The following is a 17,429-nucleotide window of genomic DNA, read 5'->3' on the forward strand; positions in this document are numbered from 1 at the left end:
TTATTTTTCTCTTTTTAAAGTTATTAATCGAGCGAATTTCTAAACAAAAAACCTTGAGAAACAAGGAGCCTCAAGGTAACAATAATCAAATCCAGCCCAGCCATTTAGTTAAATCACAGTATAGCCACACTTTAATTTTTTCCTGGTATATTTATATTTTTTATGTTTTGCTTAGTCTTTTTTAAAAGAACCTCTACTTCACTTTTATCATCCGGGTAGTTCCTCACATATTCATTCGAGATGATCTCCAAATATTTATAGAACGTGTCATTATCAACTATTATAGAAATATCTGATTCTCCAGTACCGTCTAAGAATTCGATTCCGCTTTCAAAATAGTCTTCATCCCAAGGATCTAAATCACCTGAGAACGTACACATATGGTATTCATCACCGTACCCGTTACCTTCAGAAAAGCACCTGAGAACCTTTAAAAACTTTTTATCAGATAGTGATATAAAATAATTAATCATCGGTGATAATTCTTTTTTTTCATTATCAAATAAATCTATAATGTTTTTCATTCCAATCACTCTTTCTACCATTCTAATACAGGGTGATAATTCAATATTTCACCGTTCTCCGGGTTTCTGTAACCTTTAAATTTCAAACCATTTGAAGATTTGCCCTCTATTATATCATTACTATTGTTTTGTTTGACTATTCTATGATTGCCTATTCCTTCTTCCATTGCTTCTTTACCAAGTTCAATAATTTTCTCATTTGAAATTTCCCTTGGATCAATAACTGTTTTCGTGAAGGGTTTTTTCTTCCATTCACCTTCAACAATGTTCCCAGCACTGTCCCTAGCCGGAATTTGATATTCAATTTCATATACCCCTTTAATGTTTTCGTGTGGGGTTCGGGATAACTCGTTTATCGGTATACCCTCTTTTTTAAGATAGCCATAAAATTCATCTAGGTTATGTCCGCCAATAACTCCTTTTTTCTGAGAAAAACCCTCTACTTTAATGAGATGTTCGTCAAACCCCAGCTTGTATGCGATAGTTTTTAAGCTTCTATTGCCGCCATTCCCCACCATCTTCACAATCCCAAAGTCTTTCACAGCGGTCTTTTCGACATCTGCGCGGACTCTCGGAAGGCCGATTGGGAAGCCGTTCGTTGTTACGGGCTGTTCTGCGTATACCCGGACTTTTGTCGGGACTTTGAATTGTTTGATTTGTTCAAGGATGTTGTTTGCTTTTTGGATCTTTGGAGGTGTTGAGAGCGGAATGCCTTTGCGGGCGTATTTGGCTAACGCACCGGCACCGACGAGGTTCAGTGCTGCTTCCAGCGCCCCTTGCTTCCTTTTTTCTTCGGACACTTGATTTCCGAACATATCCCGGCCTGTGACGGCTTCTGTGAATCCGTTTGAGGCGGCGAGGCCGTAAGCGCCCATTTCCGTCATTTTGAGGATATCCATTGATTTGCCTGTTTTATAGGCGTCGAGGGCGTGTTCTGCTGCCATGACGGTTTTTCCGGTTTTGTATAGGGCTTTTCCGCCTTTAAAAGCCCGTCCCGCCCAGCCGACGACCGGGATGAAGCCCGCAGCCGCCATGGCGCCCGCCGTGATCCGTTCTGCGGCAGATAACGTTTCCCCCGTTACCGGGTCAATCCCTTCAGCTGCTCTTTTATAATCATAGTAGCCGCTGATTTCACCTGTAAAGGTGCAGATACTGTCCCACGTTTTTTCGTACCACGGCTTATTGGCTTCAGCTTCCTGCTTTTCTTTTAACCGCCGGGCTTCGGCTTGCTGCGCTTTTGCTTCAATATAGGCAGCACCTTGTTTTTCAACCTCAATGGCGCCTTTATAAATGTCATTGCTATGGAAGGCTTTTTTGTCAAAGTACATAGGGGACGCGCTTTTCCCGTTGCTTGTCGCCTGCATTAAAACAGAATATTTATTAAGTACGGCATGATCTAAAGCTTCTAAATTTTGATATTCCGCTGTCAGGGAATGGTCAAGCTCTTCAATCGCTGTTATGGTGGCCCGTCTGATGTTTTGGGCCTTTGACATGTCATCAGCGAAATCATCGAGTGAATACGGTTCTAAGGCAATGATATCGCGGATGCCTGATAAAATGGAATCGGCTTCGGATTTTTGCGCCGACATCATTTCTGACGCTTTTGCCTCTCCATTGGCAGCCTCATGCTCCAGAAATGATGTTTCTGCATAGGAATCACTGAGGTTTCGGTCTTTTATCTCTCCTGAGATCCCTTTTAAAAAGGTAATTTGAGAGGAGACAAGGGTCAGCCAGCTTTCGGCGATTTCCGCTTGTCCCTGAAAAAAATCTTTAATATTGTCTGCGCCTTTTCCTTTAAAATCGCCATCCAGATCGGCTATGCCTTGAAACGCTTGTTTCAGCGTATTCAGCTGCTCTTCAAGCGCTTCATATTGTTCTTTTCTCTTTGCGGCTTCGTCAATTAAAGATTGTGATTCAAACACTTTGCTCATCTGACTGCCCTTTCTATAGCTATTTTACGGCTATCGCCTCGTCTTGTTCTTTCAGTGAATCTACGTTGTCTTTCACATCGGCAATGTTTTTATGAACGGCTTGTTTATATTCGCCGATCATCGAATGCAGCTTTGCCTCGCGCGACTGAAACTTCGAGGTATAGTCGAGCTTGTTTTTTCCGTTCGACCCGGGACCGGCGATGGAAACAGCCTCCAGGGCGCGGCTGACCGCCTCAAGCTGTTTGATGACCGCGCCGTATTTCAGCTTTATTTCTGCCATTAAAACCAACTCCAGCTTCTTTTAATTGATTGTATTTTTTCTCCTACTGCGTCAATGGCTTCTTCTCCGAGCGTCATCAGGTGCTCTGCCTCTCTCGCGATGCTTTTGGCGGCAAGGAGGCCTCCTTTTTCAATTTCCAGCTGTGTCATCTTTAAACCGATTCGATACACATAACCGTCGTACTTGTCTCCGACGATTCTGTATGCTTGTGTGTGGGCCTGATCGCGCCGCTCATCAAATTCCTCAGCGAATTTACCGGTCCAATGATGATCCAGATGCGGTCTGAGGATGTCTTTGATTTCAGACATGCCCTCCTCCTGCAGGGATTCTATATGTTTCTTCGCTGCTTCCAATTTATCAATTTGGTGTTCGATCTCGCCCAGTTTATGGCTGATTGTGCTGTTAATATGGCTTAATGTGCTTGAATGGCTCATCTTTTTTCACCTCGTCTTACTCAAAAAGTCGTACGAAAAGCACAGACTTTTCCATACTATATTTCCATATATTATATTTTAAAATAGACAGAAGATGGCTTAAATAGGTTAAACGACTTATTTTCACCAGACGGTATGTTCGGATATAATGCCAAAAGACTTACGAATCATTCATTTTGACAAGCGGTTTTTAAGCTTCATCGGCCATGATAAACCGCCTAAAAAAAGAGACAGAATTTTACTGTCTCCTTTACTGATACTATATCTTGAAACGAGGTGCAAAACCATGACCTTTATCAGCCCTATGATGTGGTTTTTCGTTGTGTATCCTTTTCTGTCCATTTTTGTATTCGGGATCATCGGTACACTGATTTTCAAAAAACATGCTTTGTGGCTCATGCCGTCTGCCGTCTTGTTATCATTGTTTGTGTTTATGCTGTATTTTGAGACTTTCGGGTCTGATTTTGTCATTTGGCTTATCTTGTTTCCTTTACTGACGCTGCTGTCGGGAGCCTTGACCTTTTGGGTGAAGCATTAAGAGCAGTCACAGTTGTATAAAACGTCTTTTTTTCTTCAAATCATCAGGTGCGATAAAGAAATTCGCGATTACCGCGGGTCAACTTGTGTAAAGAAAACATATCCGCCGATTTTGTGGCCGAATCCGCTTTCCGTATATTCGTCATACACATCTTCATCAAACTGCTCGAATTGGAAGTCAGACGGCAGCACCCATTCAACGGACAGTTCCGGGGTGATGGCAGCCTCAGATTGAATCAGAAAATCATCATCTTCCTCAACCTGAACAAACGAAAAATCATCAACGAGTTCAGCTTCACCTTCCGCGATATGCTCAAAGTATTTGATCGAAAAACCAGTTTGGCCGCATTGGTCCTCAAAATCCAGACCGCAGACATCATCACTGACTGATACGTAAAACTGAAGAATACCGGAAGCCGGGAAATAAGGAAGCTCCGGCATTTCGGCAGAATTGATTTGGAGGGCAAGCCATTCCCTGCGATTTTACAGTCATACCGCTCCGTTCCCGCTTTTTGGACGTGTAATTTTAAAAACGGCCTCGCTGATTTTTCCAGCGTTTGGCGGCTTGCTTCCATCTGCTCAGGCAATTAAACGATTTTTTTCACTATGTATCACCCTCGTTTACGTTTATCAAAAGACCGGCGGGCGGCCAGTCAAGTGCACAATTATGTTGCAGGAATGACGGCTCTTCTTCCGATTGAGACATATTCCACGCCCGCTTGCTCCGCTTCCTCCAAGGAATGGCAGTTTCTGCCGTCGAAAATGATCGGTTCAGCCATCAGCGTTTGATAGGACGCTAACGGAAAGTGTTTAATATCTTCCCAGTCCGTCAAAATCATAACTGCATCCGCCCCTCTGACAGCATCTTCAATGGATTCGTGATATTCGACCGCATCAGGGAGCAATTGGGACGCCCGCCCTGAAGCAATCGGATCGTATGCTTTCATACGGGCATCAAGGGCGGCCAGGCGATTCGCAATAACGATAGACGGCGCATCCCGCATGTCATCCGTATTCGGTTTAAAAGACAGCCCTAATAAGCAAATGGTCTTCCCCGTTACGCCGCCGAGCCTGTTCAGCACTTTATCGACAAGCAAAGACGGCTGGTTATTGTTCACTTTAATGACTGATTTCAGCAGCTCAAAATCATGCGCCACATGTCCGGCAATTTGCACGAGGGCGTTTGTGTCTTTCGGAAAGCATGATCCGCCGTAACCGATGCCGGCTTTTAAAAATTGGTTTCCGATCCGTTTATCCAGCCCCATGCCGTGAGCGACTGACTCAACATCAGCCCCGACCTTTTCACATATATGAGAAATTTCATTGATGAAACTGATTTTTGCCGCTAAAAAGGCGTTTGACGCGTATTTGATCATTTCGGCGCTTCTGATATCTGTATGATAAATCGGGATATCGAACGGTGCGAAAACCCGTTCAAGTGTTTCTCTCGTTTGCAGATTTTCAGCCCCGATCACAATGCGGTCACCGTGAAAGGTATCGTGAATCGCAGAGCCTTCACGCAGAAATTCAGGATTTGAGGCAATTGAGATCACCACGTCCGCTTTGAGGCGTGAATGAATGATTTCACCGATTCTGTCATTCGTTCCTACGGGCACCGTGCTTTTTGTCACCACGATTGCATCTTTCTCTATATGTTCAGCAATCTGTTCGGCGACATTTTCAATAGAGGTGAGGTTTGCGTGCCCGTCTTCCTTTTGCGGCGTGCCGACCGCTATAAAAATGACCTCGGCTTCCGCAAGCCCTTTTTCGTAACTGGTTTCAAAGATCAGCCGCCTTTGGCCGATATTTTTTTTCATCATATCTTCAAGGCTCGGTTCAAAGATAGGGGATATTCCCTTTCTCATTTGCTCAACTTTACGTTCGTCAATATCTATGCATGTTACGTAATGGCCGATTTCTGAAAGAGACACTCCCGTCACAAGACCGACGTAGCCTGTTCCGATCACTGTTATCTTCATCGTGTTCCCCCAACCGTTAAGAAATTGCTGCTTGGCAGCTTTACCGTTATTATCATATGAATCCGGCTTCTGTTGAATGCCGGACAGACGTATCCCCAGTCATATGAAGGAAGAACGGCTCCGGCCGCTGATAATAGCATAAGCATAAAAAGATGATCTTGCAAAACAGCCGCTTCCTCCTAGGAAACAGAGGCTGTCACAATATCATACATATATGCGGGGAAACTTTGTTTTTTATTAAAAAAGGCCCCAGCGCTTACGCCGTGCTACGGGCAGCGGAGGTTCCTTATAGAGGGATTTGTTCTGCAGCAGAAGCGCCGCGTTTTCCGCAAACATGTAAATCAGCTCGGTTCCCGCCTCTTTTTCCAAAACGCCAAGCGCTTCTTGATAACAAAAATTCCTCGTCCCGAGATTATGGGCATCCGATGCCAGAAAATGAATCAGATTAGCCTCGATGAGCTGAAGCGAAAAGGACTTCGCCTTTCTCCCGAATGCTCCGGCAACGCACCCCGACGTCACTTGGGCAGCCGCGCCTTTTTTCACAAGACTGTACAGCACGGACGGATTTTCGCAGATTTCTCTGTTTCGTTCCGGGTGGGCGATGACAGGAACATAACCGTTCAGCTGCATCTCATAAAAAAGCCTTTCGGCATAGGCCGGAACGTGATCAGCCGGGAACTCCGCCAAAACATATTTCGTATCATGCAGAGGAATCAGAGCGCCTCTTTGAAGATCACGCAGCATTTCTCCGCCTATTCTGATTTCCTGACCGGGAAGAACGGTCAGCGCAATGCCTTCATTATTCAAACGTTTGTTTAACCTTCCGACCGCTTCTCTGACAGTATTCCGGTCAGTGTCATACCTGCCTTTGATGTGATGCGGCGTCGCAATGATCGTATCAATCCCTTGTCTGACGGCCTCTCTTGCCATCTTTAAGCTTTCTGCATCATGCGCCGCGCCATCATCTATTGAAGGAAGGATGTGACAGTGGATATCAATCAAACCTCAATCCCTCCTATCTTTGCTGTTAAAAATAACGGACCGCGCCCATTATCGGCATCAGTGTCCGTAATAGGCGTAGTCCGAGTGTTTCGTTTGTTTCTTTCCGTTCATGACTGCTCCGATCAGCTTGCTTCGGCATGAAACAAGTGCGTCTTTTGCCTTGGCTGCTTTTTCTTTGTCGGTTTTTCCGCTTGAGATCACCATGATAGAGCCGTCTGTATAGCTGCCCAAAATTTTCGTATCCGCTGCGGCCAGCACGGGCGGCGTGTCTACAATCACTTTATCGTAAATGGCGCCGGCTTCAGCGAGCACGTCTTTCATTGCCTTTGTTGATAATAGCTCCGCCGGGTTTGGCGGGATCGGTCCGCTCGTTAAAATATCAAGATTGGCTTCCCCCGACGGCAGGACGGCTTTCTTAAGCGGGATTTGGTTTAACAATAGCGACGTTAAGCCGGTTCCGTTGTCCAATTTAAAAGTGATGTGCACAGTCGGTTTCCGTAAATCCGCGTCAACTAAGAGCACTTTTTTTCCCTGCTGCGCAAACACGACGGCAAGATTAGCGGCCGTTGTTGATTTTCCTTCTTCCGGCCCGGCCGATGTGATCATGAGCGATTTCACTTCTGTGTCGATAGAAGAAAACTCGATATTCGTGCGAATGGTTCGATATTGCTCTGAATTGATCGACTTTGGCTCTGACATCGTGATCACGCTGCGTTTGTTAAGCTTATTTTTTCTATGCGTCAACATGTCCACTCCCCGCGTGTTTTGATTCAGCCCCTTTCAGGCTCTTGGCTGGGTTTTCTTTGGTGCTGATTGAAGTAACCGTTCCCAAAACGGGGATGTCCAGCAGTGATTCCAGCTGCTCCTCCGATTTGATCGTATTGTCCAAATATTCCAGTAAAAAGGCAAGGCCGATCCCTCCCAGCAGCCCAAGTGCAAACGCAATCGCGATATTCAGGCTGCGTTTAGGCTCCACAGGTGAGGGGCTGTCCGACACTTCCGCTTTTGAAAGAATGCTGACATTGTCCACATTCATGATGGATGTGATCTTGTGCTGAAAGACTGAAGCAACCGTATTTGCCATATCAGCCGCCCGTTTTGCATTCGTATCCCGCACCGCGATCGTCACGACTTGGGAATCCTGCTCGCTGGATACCGTGATTTTAGAATCCAGCTCTTTTGAAGTCATCGAAAGATTCATGTCTTTGATCACCACATCAAGAATGGCTGGGCTTTTAATGATGACATTATACGTGTTGATTAATTGGAGGTTGGTTTGAACGTCATTAAATTGGACTTCTTTCTGATCGTTTTTTGATTGATTGACCAATATTTGGGTTGAGTTTTCATAGACCGGCGTAAGAGCGAAGAAACTGATGAATCCGCCTGCGGCAACAGCCGCTGCGGTTATGATAAGTATAAACAGCAGACGCTTCCGCAGTACTGAGACGATTTCCTTTAAGCTTTTAGATTCTCCCATATAACCTCCATATCAGCTTGATACATTGAGATGTATTCCTATTCCCTCCAATTAACTTTTTTCCAATTACGATTATACAGCTTTGAACCGCCATTTCTAATCTTTTCAAATGACAATATTCGACAAATATAGACAATTGCTTCTATTCCGATTATTCTTGTAAGCGCTTCACAAACTGATATGAACACGGCTTTATTTTTTGTTATTCGGAATTTATTCAATTAAAAAATCCCGAAGCTTAAGCTCGCGGGACCTTTATGTTGCATATCCATTTTTAATATGAGAAATCAAATTCTCAAGCATTTCTTTTGTGGTTATCTCAGAGGACTGCTCACCGATGTCGTGCGCATGCATTAAAATCTTCAGAAACTCCTCTTGATTTAACTTCGTGTTCTTCATCATTCGTTTCCTTTCGTCTTCCATTAAATTGAAAACAAGATTATTATATGCTGTCGGATGCTGTTTTGCAATCTCTAATACATCATTCGACACATCCGGGTTTTTATGTCCTTTTTTAGGAAAAACTTTTTCCCGGCCATGTGTTGCGATATAATAGAGGAATTGGAATCTTTTTATTTTGTGACTCGGTTAGGAGCGATAATCATGCTTCAGGATATGATTTCTAAAGAAGATGTGCTGGCTGCGGCTGAACAGCTGAAGGAACTTCTCCCTTACAACGAAGAAAATGTTCAGCTGATTAAAAAGGCACTCATTTTATATCGGCAGGATTCGGTCTATCGTTTACAGGCAGCAGGCCCGACAGAGGTTTCTGCTTATGTCCAGGACGTTGTGCCTGTGCGGGTCACGCTGAACTTGTTTCTTATCGTGAAAAGCGGCTGTTCATGCCCATCAGACACGATCTGCCGCCACGTGCTGGCCGCTTTTTTATATGTATATGCAATGTTTGAGCGGGTCGGTTCCTTTACGGAGCATTGGCTGGAGAGAGAAAAGCTTGAGGAAAGCAAGGAGCTTGTCCGCCGGCAGTTTCAGGAAAAGGTGCTGCCTAATGAAGAGTCGCTGTCAAGCTGGCTGGCTTTTTTCGAATCTGAATACTCGCTGTGGGAAGCGCGGACGCCGGACGGAAGCCAAACGATGCAAGGGCTTTACTACGGCTACCTGTCAGCGCTCAAAAAACATGCCCCGAAAAAACCTGAGCTGAAAAGCTTATATCAAATACATTCGGCTCTTGCCGTCTGGCTTCACATGTTTACGCTGATGGAGTCAGGCAAATTGGATGCCGAGAAAGATTTCTACAGCATGAATCCGTATGTGGAGCAGCTGATGGATACGATTTACACTTCCATTGACAGGCTGAAAACGTACGCCCTGTCTTTTTCGCTTGATCCCTTTTTAGATCGGACGCCCCCGGTATTGCGCAAGCTGCTGTTTAAGGAGGATCTCTTCCAATATGAACGCCTCCGGGTATTCGGTGAAATTTGGAGCGCACTTCTTAACCGGCCGAAATGGGTGGCGCGTGAACAGGAAATTCTCGCAAAAGAAGCCGGACGCCGCTTTTCACCTGAAGTGCGATTCGGAAGGCTTCATTTGGCATTTTTGCAGAAAGACGATGAAGCTGTGTTTGAAGAAATCACCCGCTTTCCTCCTGACGCGCTGCCGTATACCTTCCAATGGCTGAGTGAGCTTGGCGCGAAAAAAGACTGGAAGCGGCTGAAAACATGGTACGGACATATCGAACCCCTTGCGGTGAATTATACGAAGCTTGATAAGCCGTTTAAAGAAATGCGCGAGTGTATAGGCGAGCTGTTTGTCATGCTGTCAGACTATGCTAAGCATTCTCATGACGATTCGCTGTTTGAACGATTTGCTTCAGGCTGCCTTCCCTATACGTTTACAGAATACAGCCAGTACTTGTACGAAAAACGGCGGTATGCGGAGTGGGTGGAGATTCACAGCCTCGTCGGCTTTTCCGTATGGGAAATTGAAAAGAACATTCTTAAGGAGATTGCCGCAAACGATCCGGAAGCTCTCATCCCCTCCTATCACAGAGCGGCCGCCTTTTTTATCGACCAAAAAAACCGCAATGCTTACAAAGAGGCTGCCCGCCATTTGAAAAAACTGCGGACTTTATATAAAAAGGCAAAAAAACAGCAGGTATGGGAGCGGTATATCAACCAGCTGAGCGGCAGCTACAAACGGCTCCGCGCCCTTCAAGAAGAATTGCAGAAAGGAAAGTTGATTGATGGCGAGTCTTAAGGAAATTTTCATTCATGTTGAACAAATGGAAGATTGGACATTTACGCTGTCAAGCTATGATGAAAATGAGCAGCCGCTTACTCTCAGCCAAATGAAGACCCATTTGTTCCAGTGGCATGAGTCCACATTTTACGGAACGTTTCTTGAAGACGTCAGCTTCATCGGCACCCCGGCGGTTTTGCTCAGCCCGTGGATGACGGTCGAGCTGCTCGGCAAAAACTCGTTCAACTCATTCAGTACCGTACAGCTGACAAAAGAAACGGAGCCATTGATCGAAGCGGCTTCCACCATATATGAATTTATCGCGGACGGGGATTTTCTGCCGGATTATGAAGCATGGAAAAATGGCGTGTTGCGCTGGAAGGATCGTGAACTGCTGTTGGAAGGGTTTACGGCAGATTGGTTTTCCGCCGCCGTTCAGGACTACATTCAGTATCATGATGACCTCCGGGAAAAATGGCAGAATATCGAAACCCGGTCGCCGGCGGTTCATACGTTCAGAGGATCCTTTTTGGATGAGGATGATTTTCTGGAGGGGATCGGCTGGCATGACGACCTGACGCCGTTTACCGTCGGGCTTCGGTTAAACGAGCCTGATTTTGACGGTGACGACTGGAAAATCGAAATGTTTTTACGTGATAAAAAAAGCGGCGGCATTACCTTTTTCGACGGATTGAAGGGACTGAAAAAATCGTGGCAGGCGTACAGCGGCAAAATCGCGCGCGAACAGGACCGATTTCACAGAACGGTCCCCTGGCTTTCGTTTGATTCGGGAACGAGCCTCATTTCTGAGGAAGAGGCGTGGATTTTCTTATCGGAAGCGAGTGAGACGCTTGTCGACATGGGTGTGGAGATTCTCCTCCCATCCTGGTGGCAGATTGTCAGAGACAGCAATATGATGCTTAAAGCGAAAGTGTCTTCCGCGCCGCGGGGCGAGTCCTTCGTCGGCATGAACGCGCTGCTGGATTTCAACTGGCGGTTCGCCACAAACGGCATTGAGCTGACAGAGGATGAGTTTAATGAGCTTGTCGCAAGCAACAGGCGGCTTGTCAATATACGCGGTCAGTGGGTGAAAATTGATCCGCAATTCATTAAACAGATGAAAAAGCTGATGGAAAAAGCGGAATCAGAAGGCCTTCATATGTCCGATGTATTGGCACGCGAGCTGATGGATCAGAATGAAGGCGGAGCAGAGGACGCGGAATTCATTGACTCGTCAGCGTTTGCCGGCATTCAAATTGAACTGTCAAAGCAGCTTAGAAGCTTGATTCGTAAACTGACGGACGCGGCGGATATTCCGGAGCATGAAGTCAGCCCGGCTTTTCAAGGTGAGCTCCGCCCTTATCAGACATACGGCATGAACTGGCTCCTGTTTTTGCGTGAGAACGGCTTTGGCGCCTGCCTCGCCGATGATATGGGGCTTGGAAAGACAATTCAAATGATCGCCTATTTTCTCCATGTAAAGGAGAGCGGACGGCAAAAAACACCGGCCCTGATCATTGCGCCGACATCGGTGCTCGGCAACTGGCAGCGTGAGCTTCAGACGTTTGCGCCGCAGCTGAAAGCCGCGCTCCATTACGGGCCGCGCCGCCCGAAGGAAGATACGTTTGCCGCAGCTTATGAAGACGCGGATGTCGTCCTCACGTCTTACGGTTTGTCGCACGCCGATCACGAGGAGCTTTCCTCCGTGACGTGGAGCACAATCTGTCTTGATGAAGCGCAAAATATTAAAAACGCACACACGAAACAGTCACGCGCGATCAGAAAGCTGAGAGGCGTCCATCATATCGCGCTGAGCGGAACCCCGATGGAAAACCGCCTGACAGAGCTTTGGTCGATCTTTGATTTTATGAACAAAGGATATCTCGGCAGTCTGACCGGCTTTCATAAACGCTATGTCCTGCCGATTGAAAAAGACCGGGATGAAAAAAGAATCGGGCAGCTGCAGCAGTTAATCCGCCCGTTTTTATTGCGGCGGACAAAACGCGATGAAGAAGTGGCGCTCAATCTCCCTGACAAGCTTGAAGAAAAAGAATTCATTCCGCTGTCTGCCGAACAGGCGTCGCTTTATGAACAGCTTGTCAAAGATACGTTTGAGCATATGTCTTCTTTAACCGGCATGCAGCGGAAAGCACTGATTTTGAGCATGCTCGGGCGACTGAAGCAAATATGCGACCATCCCGCACTCTATTTAAAGGAAGAGCAGGCCGAACTGTTAGCCGGGAGATCCGTAAAACTGGAAAAGCTGCTTGAATTGATGGCGGCTATCCGGGAACAGGGCGAAAGCTGTCTCATTTTCACCCAGTACATCCAGATGGGTAACATGATGAAACGCCTTCTGGAAAAAACATTCGGGGAACCGGTTCAGTTTTTAAACGGGAGCCTCTCCAAGCAGGAACGCGATTCTCTCGTTGAACGCTTTCAAAAGAAGGAGTATCCGACGCTCATCCTGTCACTGAAAGCAGGCGGCACCGGACTGAATCTCACGGCCGCCAATCACGTCATCCATTATGACAGATGGTGGAACCCCGCGGTTGAAAATCAAGCAACTGACCGCGCCTACAGAATCGGTCAGGAGCGGTTTGTCCACGTTCATAAATTAATTACAACGGGGACAATTGAAGAGAAAATCGATTTGATGCTTGAAACGAAACAAACACTGAATGACCAGATTATCCAAAGTGAGAATTGGATTACCGAGCTTTCTTCCGAGGAGCTTGAAGAATTATTTACACTCAGCGCCTCGGCGCAATCACACTGATGACAAAAAGGCCGGCTCTCCTAATTGAGAGCCGGCCTTTTATACGTCCTTACTGTTACGCCGCATTTGCCATGAATGCGTCACGCCAGTCATGAACAGTATAGCCAAACCTGTTACAGTAAATTCTTTATCATATACGCGATGCCGTTTTGGTCATTTGTCAATGTGACGGCGTCAGCGATTTCTTTAATATCTTCCCGCGCGTTTCCCATCGCCACCCCTTTTCCGGCAGCCTGAAGCATTGAATAATCATTTAAGCTGTCACCGACTGCTGCTGTTTCAGCCATCGGTATGCCGAGCCTTTTTGCCAGCCGTTTGAGCGCCTGCCCTTTAGAAGCATTCCGGGCGGACAGCTCAAAATTGTGGTCTGCTGAACTGACCAAAGTCAGGTCCTCTTGATCCCGGAATCGGTCCCATCCCGCTTTCAGCTTCTTTTCGTCAAATGAAAAACCAAGGATATTGTAGAAGTCCAGATGTTCTTTTGTCTCAAACAGCTCCCGGTATGATTGAATGTAAGCAAAACCGGACTGGCTGTATTGCACCTCTGCCGCCTGCTGCAAAACGGAAAGATCAGTATCAGGATTGGCGCTTTTCACCCGGTCAATCTCGATATCAAGCAGCTGCCGCCCTGTTTCAGGCGTATAGATGGCCTGATTCGTAAATACCTCATAGTAATATCCCTCGTTTTCAAGCCAAGACAAAATATCACGGGCTCTTGACGTTTGAATCGTTTCACAGTGGTACAGGCTTCCGTCAGGGGCATGGATAGCGGCCCCGTTTGCGCTGATGACCCACGTTTTTATTCCGAGCGGTTCAAATATGGACAAAACGTCAAAATGGGCGCGACCGGTTGAAACGACAATTTCGATCCCTGTTTGCTGTGCTTCTTTTAAAACCTGCTCGTTTTCAGTGCTCACTTGGTGCCTGCTGTTCAGCAGTGTGCCGTCCAAATCAATGGCAATCAGTTTCACATGTCCTCATCCTCTTCTTCAGAATCAGTTACAAGCAATTCTACGCCGTGCCGGTTGAGCAAATCGCAAAAATCCTGATCAGGCAGCCGATCCGTAATCAGCAGGTCAATTTCGCTTAATGATGCATATTGGTAAAAACTCGTACGGCCAAGCTTGGAATGATCACTTAAAGCGATCACCTGTTTCGCCTGCCGGATCATTTTCCGCTTGACCATGCCGTCCTCTTCATGCGGAATGGTAAGCCCGTGCTCTGAAATGCCGACAACGCCAATCAGCACTTTATCGGCGTGATAATCCCCCAATTTTTCCACGACGGAAGCGCCGTATAAAAACCGGTGTTCCTTTTGCAGTTTGCCGCCAAGCAAATGAATGTCTATTCCCTCTTTTGCAGAGAGGATTTCCGCTTGATTGATCGAATTTGTAATAACAAGACAATCGGTGACATTTAAATGCTCGGCGCAAGCCTGAACGGTTGTCGACGTATCCAGTATGATCCGGTCGCCTTCATGGATTAACGATGCGGCCAGCTTGCCGATTTTATTTTTTTCTTCAGAAACGGTTTTCAGCCGCCCTGAATAGCCTTGTATTTCCTGATGCTTGGCCGGCAGTATGGCGCCGCCCCGTGTCCTGATAATGGCCTGCTGCTCTTCCAGCTTCACCAGATCCCGTCTGGCCGTGTCTCTTGAAATGCGGAGCAGCGAACAAATTTGTTCTGCCGTAATTCGCTGATGCTGTTTCAAATAATCCATAATCGCAATCAGTCTTTCTTCTTGGTACACGTCCTCATTCCTTTTTCCTTCACTTATCTGTAAGTAATTATAAGTTTTTAGCTAAAAATAATCAATAAAATTAAGTGTTATTAAGTGAAATTGCTTCTTTATAACCATTTTTTAGTCCAAATTTAAAAAAACCAGTCTTTCGACTGGCGAATGCGAGGGGGTATTGCGGGGTCCGCCGTTAAGGCGGAAAAAGAGAGGAAAAGCAAGTTACTCAGCAAGCGGTTCCCTTGGTTTTTGATCCATAAAACGAACGGTATCAGCCATTACCTCAGTTACGTAAACTTTCACGCCGTCTGCTTTTTCATAACTTCTCGTCTGTATTCTGCCGCTTACGCCGACTATTGACCCTTTTTGACAATAAAGCGCGGTGTTTTCTGCTGTCTTTCTCCAGAGGGTGCAGTTGACGAAGTCTGCTTCCTTTTCTCCTGACGCGCTTTTAAAACTGCGGCTTACCGCCAATGTAATATGGACGACAGCCGTGCCGGCCGATGTAAAACGCAGCTCAGGATCTTTAGTCAGCCGGCCGGCCAGCATTACATGATTAAACAAGCCGTATCCTCCTCTCCTTTCGAGGCTGGCTCTATTGTAGAACATGTCTTTCCAAAAGAAAAAAGCGGAAAATGGTGTTTTCTGCTTGGACCGTTCTTATGTTTTCGCTTTTCTTTCTGACAAAAAAAATTTCTGCTTTTTTCCGCCTATGTAATATGTATTTTTCAGAAATCGCGAGAATAATTTCGTTCTGAACCAGTCATTCTCACTCATGCGGACAAACCTTCCGCCGTCCCATGCGAACCAGTGAAAACTCAGCTTTTTTTCAGGCAGTGAAAGCTGAATTTTATACTGTTCCATGCGGTCCTTTGTTTCATATAAAAATACGACATTCCCCTTTCTGTTAAGATGCACCTCACAATCTTCCTTTTTGCATACTAAGTACGTCTTATCGTGTTCCCGGCGTGAGTACCCTTCTATATAGATTTCCTTCAGGCGCAATTGGTTCATAAGCATCTCTCCATGACAATATTCTTTTACATTATAATGAAAAAATAGAAATGATTAAATGTGCAACAGCTACAAAAGAAGAAGAGGCATGTTTTGCAGGATTTTTCCGAAAAAATGATATGTGTTATAATAAATGAACGAAATCCATGGACAACAGGGGTGAAAAAAAGATGAAAACCTTTAAACTGGTTGATCTGAATGTGGAACGATTAGATAAAGAAGATCAGCCGATCGAGCAGTTTCCCCTTATAGACGGACTGATTATTAATAAAGAAGACGGTGAAAACCACTGGTTAATCGAAGCTCTTGTCCCGACCGAGCACATTTCCTTTTTTCAAATGCTTATGCAAAGCAAAAAAGAAGCGAAAGTGTTTGTCACCATTACGAAAAAGAGCAACCGGCCCGCTCAGCTGACGGGAAGCATAAAAAACATCGTCGAACTGGAAAGAAGCATTTCAGTCTTAATTTACGGTCAAATGGTGTCAAGAAATCATCCGGGATCGGAAAGCATTTTGGAGTCGCTCGTGAAAGAGGGCTACACAGGCAGCCGCTTAATTGAAGCGTTTAAACAAAAATTATAAAGACAGCAAAAGGCCGGACGTCGATCATCCAGCCTTTTTTTGTGCTATCCTCTTCCGTTGTCATGTGCCTGCTGTTTAAGTAAATCTCTGATCTCGGTTAGCAGCTCTGTCTGCTGATCTGCTTCTTCGGCTTCCTCCGCTTCTTCTTCAGCTTCTTTTTTACGTCTCAGCTTGCCTAATGTCCGAATCACGATAAAAATAGAAAATGAAATAATGAAGAAGTTGACGATCGTTTGAATGAAGCTCCCGTATTTAACGTGGGCATCACCGAATGTCACTGCAAGCCCTGAAAAATCTAGGCCGCCAAGGAGCAGACCGACAAGCGGCATAATGATATCCTCAACGAGCGATGTGACAATCTTGCCGAAAGCGCCGCCGATGACGACACCGATTGCCAGATCCATGATATTTCCGCGCATCGCAAAGCTTTTAAATTCTGACCACATCCTATTCACCCCTTTCTGCACACAAAATGGGCTTTCAAACAGCCCATGTGTTTGTTTTTCAGTCCTGCTTATTCACCAAGCGCAAAGGTTAATTCAGCTTCGCAAACCACTTCGCCGTCAACTTTGGCAACGCCTTTTCCGCGTCCGATCGTACCGCGTGCGCGAATGATATCAACTTCAAGTTCAAGCTTGTCACCCGGCTTTACCTGCTTTTTGAAACGGCAGTTATCAATTCCCGCGAAAAACGCCAGTCTGCCCCTGTTTTCTTCTTTTATCAGCATTGTCACCGCTCCGACCTGAGCCAAAGCCTCAACGATTAATACACCCGGCATGACCGGATATTCAGGGAAATGGCCGTTAAAAAACTCTTCATTGGCCGTTACGTTTTTATATCCCGCCGCCCGTTTGCCTTCCTCCACTTCTGTAATTCTGTCTACGAGCAGAAATGGGTAGCGATGGGGAATTATTTCTTTAATTTGCTGAGTATCAAGCATTTTCTTGACATCTCCTT

General features: G+C 45.9%; 20 protein-coding genes and 2 pseudogenes. 4 read left to right on the plus strand and 18 right to left on the minus strand.

Annotation, left to right across the window (positions count from 1 at the left end):
• Window positions 1–131 precede the first annotated feature (131 nt).
• From cdiI to KY305_RS02615, 5 genes and pseudogenes are all read right to left on the minus strand, one after another.
• Window positions 132–524 carry a ribonuclease toxin immunity protein CdiI gene (gene cdiI, locus KY305_RS02600; RefSeq protein WP_223061227.1) on the minus strand — a complete coding sequence of 131 codons (393 nt, stop codon included), beginning with the start codon at window positions 522–524 and terminating at the stop codon, window positions 132–134.
• 14 nt (window positions 525–538) lie between these two features.
• Window positions 539–1,042, minus strand: coding sequence for a CdiA family toxin C-terminal domain-containing protein (locus KY305_RS20300; RefSeq protein ID WP_262417582.1), 504 nt, complete (start codon window positions 1,040–1,042; stop codon window positions 539–541).
• A gap of 239 nt (window positions 1,043–1,281) precedes the next feature.
• Window positions 1,282–2,455 (minus strand): annotated as a pseudogene (locus KY305_RS20305) (ribonuclease YeeF family protein); the annotation flags it as partial.
• A gap of 19 nt (window positions 2,456–2,474) precedes the next feature.
• Window positions 2,475–2,735: a YwqI/YxiC family protein gene (locus tag KY305_RS02610; protein ID WP_223061229.1), complete on the minus strand. Its 261-nt coding sequence runs from the start codon at window positions 2,733–2,735 to the stop codon at window positions 2,475–2,477.
• A complete protein-coding gene (locus KY305_RS02615) occupies window positions 2,735–3,169 on the minus strand; it encodes a DUF5082 domain-containing protein (protein ID WP_223061230.1) in 435 nt (144 codons plus the stop codon). Before KY305_RS02615 ends, KY305_RS02610 begins: the two co-directional genes overlap by 1 nt.
• 286 nt (window positions 3,170–3,455) lie before the next feature.
• On the opposite strand from KY305_RS02615, the gene KY305_RS02620 reads away from it, so the two are divergent.
• Window positions 3,456–3,707 carry a hypothetical protein gene (locus KY305_RS02620; protein ID WP_223061231.1) on the plus strand — a complete coding sequence of 84 codons (252 nt, stop codon included), beginning with the start codon at window positions 3,456–3,458 and terminating at the stop codon, window positions 3,705–3,707.
• Here the strand turns inward: KY305_RS02620 and KY305_RS02625 are convergent.
• From KY305_RS02625 to KY305_RS02655, 7 genes and pseudogenes are all read right to left on the minus strand, one after another.
• Window positions 3,704–4,281, minus strand: a pseudogene (locus KY305_RS02625) (DUF1963 domain-containing protein). The gene KY305_RS02620 and the pseudogene KY305_RS02625 overlap by 4 nt on opposite strands.
• Window positions 4,282–4,371: 90 nt before the next feature.
• A complete protein-coding gene (locus tag KY305_RS02630) occupies window positions 4,372–5,685 on the minus strand; it encodes a UDP-glucose dehydrogenase family protein (protein ID WP_223061232.1) in 1,314 nt (437 codons plus the stop codon).
• Window positions 5,682–5,849 (minus strand): hypothetical protein, encoded by a 168-nt coding sequence (locus tag KY305_RS02635; RefSeq protein WP_223061233.1) that lies wholly within the window; start codon window positions 5,847–5,849, stop codon window positions 5,682–5,684. Before KY305_RS02635 ends, KY305_RS02630 begins: the two co-directional genes overlap by 4 nt.
• 73 nt (window positions 5,850–5,922) lie before the next feature.
• Window positions 5,923–6,687 (minus strand): tyrosine-protein phosphatase, encoded by a 765-nt coding sequence (locus KY305_RS02640; protein WP_223061234.1) that lies wholly within the window; start codon window positions 6,685–6,687, stop codon window positions 5,923–5,925.
• 57 nt (window positions 6,688–6,744) lie between these two features.
• Complete coding sequence (locus KY305_RS02645) at window positions 6,745–7,434, minus strand: CpsD/CapB family tyrosine-protein kinase (RefSeq protein WP_223061235.1); 690 nt, start codon at window positions 7,432–7,434, stop codon at window positions 6,745–6,747.
• Window positions 7,421–8,167 (minus strand): protein-tyrosine kinase activator TkmA, encoded by a 747-nt coding sequence (gene tkmA / locus KY305_RS02650; RefSeq protein ID WP_223061236.1) that lies wholly within the window; start codon window positions 8,165–8,167, stop codon window positions 7,421–7,423. The genes KY305_RS02645 and tkmA overlap by 14 nt, the downstream gene beginning before the upstream one ends.
• A 255-nt stretch (window positions 8,168–8,422) precedes the next feature.
• Complete coding sequence (locus KY305_RS02655) at window positions 8,423–8,566, minus strand: YwzD family small protein (RefSeq protein ID WP_223061237.1); 144 nt, start codon at window positions 8,564–8,566, stop codon at window positions 8,423–8,425.
• Window positions 8,567–8,770: 204 nt separating this feature from the next.
• Between KY305_RS02655 and KY305_RS02660 the strand changes: the two genes are divergently transcribed.
• Together KY305_RS02660 and KY305_RS02665 are read left to right on the plus strand one after the other, a co-directional pair.
• Window positions 8,771–10,381: an SWIM zinc finger family protein gene (locus KY305_RS02660; RefSeq protein WP_223061238.1), complete on the plus strand. Its 1,611-nt coding sequence runs from the start codon at window positions 8,771–8,773 to the stop codon at window positions 10,379–10,381.
• Window positions 10,368–13,142: a DEAD/DEAH box helicase gene (locus KY305_RS02665; protein ID WP_223061239.1), complete on the plus strand. Its 2,775-nt coding sequence runs from the start codon at window positions 10,368–10,370 to the stop codon at window positions 13,140–13,142. The genes KY305_RS02660 and KY305_RS02665 overlap by 14 nt, the downstream gene beginning before the upstream one ends.
• A 113-nt stretch (window positions 13,143–13,255) precedes the next feature.
• Here the strand turns inward: KY305_RS02665 and KY305_RS02670 are convergent, their stop codons facing one another.
• From KY305_RS02670 to KY305_RS02685, 4 genes are all read right to left on the minus strand, one after another.
• Window positions 13,256–14,113, minus strand: coding sequence for a Cof-type HAD-IIB family hydrolase (locus KY305_RS02670; protein WP_223061240.1), 858 nt, complete (start codon window positions 14,111–14,113; stop codon window positions 13,256–13,258).
• Window positions 14,110–14,892: a transcriptional regulator GlcR gene (locus KY305_RS02675; protein ID WP_223061241.1), complete on the minus strand. Its 783-nt coding sequence runs from the start codon at window positions 14,890–14,892 to the stop codon at window positions 14,110–14,112. Before KY305_RS02675 ends, KY305_RS02670 begins: the two co-directional genes overlap by 4 nt.
• Window positions 14,893–15,099: 207 nt before the next feature.
• Window positions 15,100–15,441 carry a single-stranded DNA-binding protein SsbB gene (gene ssbB, locus KY305_RS02680; RefSeq protein WP_223061242.1) on the minus strand — a complete coding sequence of 114 codons (342 nt, stop codon included), beginning with the start codon at window positions 15,439–15,441 and terminating at the stop codon, window positions 15,100–15,102.
• Window positions 15,442–15,537: 96 nt separating this feature from the next.
• Window positions 15,538–15,891 carry a hypothetical protein gene (locus tag KY305_RS02685; RefSeq protein WP_223061243.1) on the minus strand — a complete coding sequence of 118 codons (354 nt, stop codon included), beginning with the start codon at window positions 15,889–15,891 and terminating at the stop codon, window positions 15,538–15,540.
• A 170-nt stretch (window positions 15,892–16,061) separates the two neighbouring features.
• Here KY305_RS02685 and KY305_RS02690 point away from each other — a divergent pair, with 170 nt between their 5' ends.
• Complete coding sequence (locus tag KY305_RS02690) at window positions 16,062–16,472, plus strand: YwpF-like family protein (RefSeq protein WP_223061244.1); 411 nt, start codon at window positions 16,062–16,064, stop codon at window positions 16,470–16,472.
• A 44-nt stretch (window positions 16,473–16,516) separates the two neighbouring features.
• On the opposite strand, the gene mscL is transcribed toward KY305_RS02690, so the two are convergent.
• Window positions 16,517–16,918: a large conductance mechanosensitive channel protein MscL gene (gene mscL, locus KY305_RS02695; RefSeq protein ID WP_223061245.1), complete on the minus strand. Its 402-nt coding sequence runs from the start codon at window positions 16,916–16,918 to the stop codon at window positions 16,517–16,519.
• Window positions 16,919–16,986: 68 nt separating this feature from the next.
• Window positions 16,987–17,412: a 3-hydroxyacyl-ACP dehydratase FabZ gene (fabZ, locus tag KY305_RS02700; protein ID WP_061522573.1), complete on the minus strand. Its 426-nt coding sequence runs from the start codon at window positions 17,410–17,412 to the stop codon at window positions 16,987–16,989.
• Window positions 17,413–17,429: the final 17 nt, after the last annotated feature.

Source organism: Bacillus sp. YC2 (assembly GCF_019891195.1).
Lineage (GTDB): Bacteria > Bacillota > Bacilli > Bacillales > Bacillaceae > Bacillus.

What these genes read in the sequence shown, in the direction of transcription:
- KY305_RS02685 (WP_223061243.1), bottom strand. Translation starts at nt 15,891, where the DNA reads ATGAACCAATTGCGCCTGAAGGAAATCTATATAGAAGGGTACTCACGC.
- fabZ (WP_061522573.1), bottom strand. Translation starts at nt 17,412, where the DNA reads ATGCTTGATACTCAGCAAATTAAAGAAATAATTCCCCATCGCTACCCA.
- KY305_RS02655 (WP_223061237.1), bottom strand. Translation starts at nt 8,566, where the DNA reads ATGAAGAACACGAAGTTAAATCAAGAGGAGTTTCTGAAGATTTTAATG.
- KY305_RS02660 (WP_223061238.1), top strand. Translation starts at nt 8,771, where the DNA reads ATGCTTCAGGATATGATTTCTAAAGAAGATGTGCTGGCTGCGGCTGAA.
- mscL (WP_223061245.1), bottom strand. Translation starts at nt 16,918, where the DNA reads ATGTGGTCAGAATTTAAAAGCTTTGCGATGCGCGGAAATATCATGGAT.
- KY305_RS02690 (WP_223061244.1), top strand. Translation starts at nt 16,062, where the DNA reads ATGAAAACCTTTAAACTGGTTGATCTGAATGTGGAACGATTAGATAAA.
- KY305_RS02620 (WP_223061231.1), top strand. Translation starts at nt 3,456, where the DNA reads ATGACCTTTATCAGCCCTATGATGTGGTTTTTCGTTGTGTATCCTTTT.
- KY305_RS20300 (WP_262417582.1), bottom strand. Translation starts at nt 1,042, where the DNA reads ATGGTGGGGAATGGCGGCAATAGAAGCTTAAAAACTATCGCATACAAG.
- KY305_RS02630 (WP_223061232.1), bottom strand. Translation starts at nt 5,685, where the DNA reads ATGAAGATAACAGTGATCGGAACAGGCTACGTCGGTCTTGTGACGGGA.
- KY305_RS02615 (WP_223061230.1), bottom strand. Translation starts at nt 3,169, where the DNA reads ATGAGCCATTCAAGCACATTAAGCCATATTAACAGCACAATCAGCCAT.
- KY305_RS02665 (WP_223061239.1), top strand. Translation starts at nt 10,368, where the DNA reads ATGGCGAGTCTTAAGGAAATTTTCATTCATGTTGAACAAATGGAAGAT.
- KY305_RS02610 (WP_223061229.1), bottom strand. Translation starts at nt 2,735, where the DNA reads ATGGCAGAAATAAAGCTGAAATACGGCGCGGTCATCAAACAGCTTGAG.
- KY305_RS02645 (WP_223061235.1), bottom strand. Translation starts at nt 7,434, where the DNA reads ATGTTGACGCATAGAAAAAATAAGCTTAACAAACGCAGCGTGATCACG.
- tkmA (WP_223061236.1), bottom strand. Translation starts at nt 8,167, where the DNA reads ATGGGAGAATCTAAAAGCTTAAAGGAAATCGTCTCAGTACTGCGGAAG.
- cdiI (WP_223061227.1), bottom strand. Translation starts at nt 524, where the DNA reads ATGAAAAACATTATAGATTTATTTGATAATGAAAAAAAAGAATTATCA.